2 protein-coding genes are annotated in these 1,773 nt (G+C 44.7%); both read left to right on the top strand.

Annotated features, from left to right (window positions below):
* Positions 1-416 (top strand): hypothetical protein (locus tag WBM49_RS12105; RefSeq protein WP_424372311.1); only part of this gene is annotated, 416 nt, incomplete at its 5' end.
* Positions 417-527: 111 nt separating this feature from the next.
* A complete protein-coding gene (locus tag WBM49_RS12100; RefSeq protein WP_424372310.1) occupies positions 528-1,754 on the top strand; it encodes an aminotransferase class V-fold PLP-dependent enzyme in 1,227 nt (408 codons plus the stop codon).
* Positions 1,755-1,773: the final 19 nt, after the last annotated feature.

Here is a 1,773-nt window from a genome sequence, read left to right as displayed (position 1 = left end):
TTTGCAGCCAGGAACGCACGGTGCAGGATATTTATGGCCAATGGCAGTTCATGGGAAGTTTCAGGGATGGGCAACAGGTTCTGGAGGCCTTAAAAGATACTATTGCGAATCAAAATCAGTATTATTTTACCTTTAACCAGAATGGAACATTTACCTACGATATTGTTTCGCTCGAAAATCAGAAAAACGCAACAAGAAATGGCAGCTGGCACCTATCACCTAACGGGAAACGACTCACCCTGATCGATTCGGCCATCGACCAGGAAAATCGAAAAATTCCGGACGACTTTTTGAATTTTGCCTCAGACGGATCACTCTCTACCAAACCCCTGATATTTCCTATTTTAGAATTAACAGCAACCAAGTTGGTACTCTATGACGAGTATCATAAGACACTCGATATTTTTAGAAAATAAATATTCCTCTGCAAGGCTTTAAGGATAGGTCTTGAGCGGCGGATTACTAACCACAAGAATTCAGTATCTTAGGATGAGAAATAAACCCTCTTTAAGGAAACCTCATTCGTTATGAAACTCGACATCCCTTTTGTGCGCTCAAACTTTCCAGCTTTTTCAGAACCTTCCTTACATGGCTGGGCTTTTTTTGAAAATGCAGGAGGTTCCTATCCCTGTCAACAGTTTGTTGATAAGCTGACCGACTTCTACCTAAAAAATAAGGTACAGCCCTATTACCCCTACCCTGCTTCTATGAAGGCCGGCAAAATGATGGATACTTCTTACAGCCGGATGGCCGAGTATCTGAATGTAGATGCCTCTGAAATTCATTTTGGGCCGTCTACCACCCAGAATGTCTATGTGCTGGCCAATGCCATGCGGCCCATGTGGGAAGATGGAGATGAGATCATTGTTTCCTGCCAGGACCATGAGGCCAATGCAGGTGCCTGGAGGCGCCTGGGAGAACGAGGTATAAAGGTGGTGGAATGGCATGTAAATAAGACAACGGGAATGTTGAGCCTGGAAGATCTGGATGGTTTATTTACCAACAGGACCAAAATGGTAGCTTTTCCGCATTGTTCCAATGTCATCGGGTATTTCAATCCGGTTAAGGAAATTAGTAACATGGTACATGCACATGGTTCAATTTGCGTGGTAGACGGAGTGGCGGCCGCCCCGCATGGCTTCCCCGATCTGAAAACACTGGGGGCAGATATTTATCTTTTCTCCCTGTACAAAACCTACGGACCACACCTGGGTTTTATGTATGTGAAAAAGGATCTAATAGAAAAAATGGAAAACCAATCACATTTCTTTAAGGAAGGTATTACCAAAAGTATGATCACGCCGGCAGGTCCGGACCATGCACAGATAGGGGCCGTTAGCGGTATTCTGGATTATCTGGACGCGGTCTATGACCATCACTTTAAGATGCCAGCCTCACCTTCTGAAAGAAACAGGGCGATCAATGAATTGTTTCACAAACATGAACAAGAGCTCTTGGAGCGTTTGTTAGATTTTCTTCGTTCCCGTGAGGATCTGCGTATTGTAGGTCCGGACAGCTCCTCAGGTAGGGCCCCAACAGTTTCCATCATACCTTTGAAGAAAAGTGTTAAAGTAGTATACACAAGCTTACTCCGGCATAAGTTGATGCTGGGCATGGGCGATTTCTATGCGGTTCGCCCACTGAAGGACATGGAGATCCCCAGAGTACCTGGCGTAATACGCATCTCATTTTTACACTATACAACTAAGGCAGAGGTAGATCAATTGATTGAGGGATTGAAGGAATCATTGTAATATCCAGGCCGGTCTGTAC

Source organism: Muriicola sp. (assembly GCF_049669965.1).
Taxonomy (GTDB): domain Bacteria; phylum Bacteroidota; class Bacteroidia; order Flavobacteriales; family Flavobacteriaceae; genus Muriicola.
Note: the sequence above shows the minus strand (reverse complement) of the source record. Positions and strands in the feature narration are given on the sequence as shown.

Excerpts from the sequence above, each read along its gene's own strand:
- WBM49_RS12100 (WP_424372310.1), top strand. The coding sequence starts at position 528 with ATGAAACTCGACATCCCTTTTGTGCGCTCAAACTTTCCAGCTTTTTCA.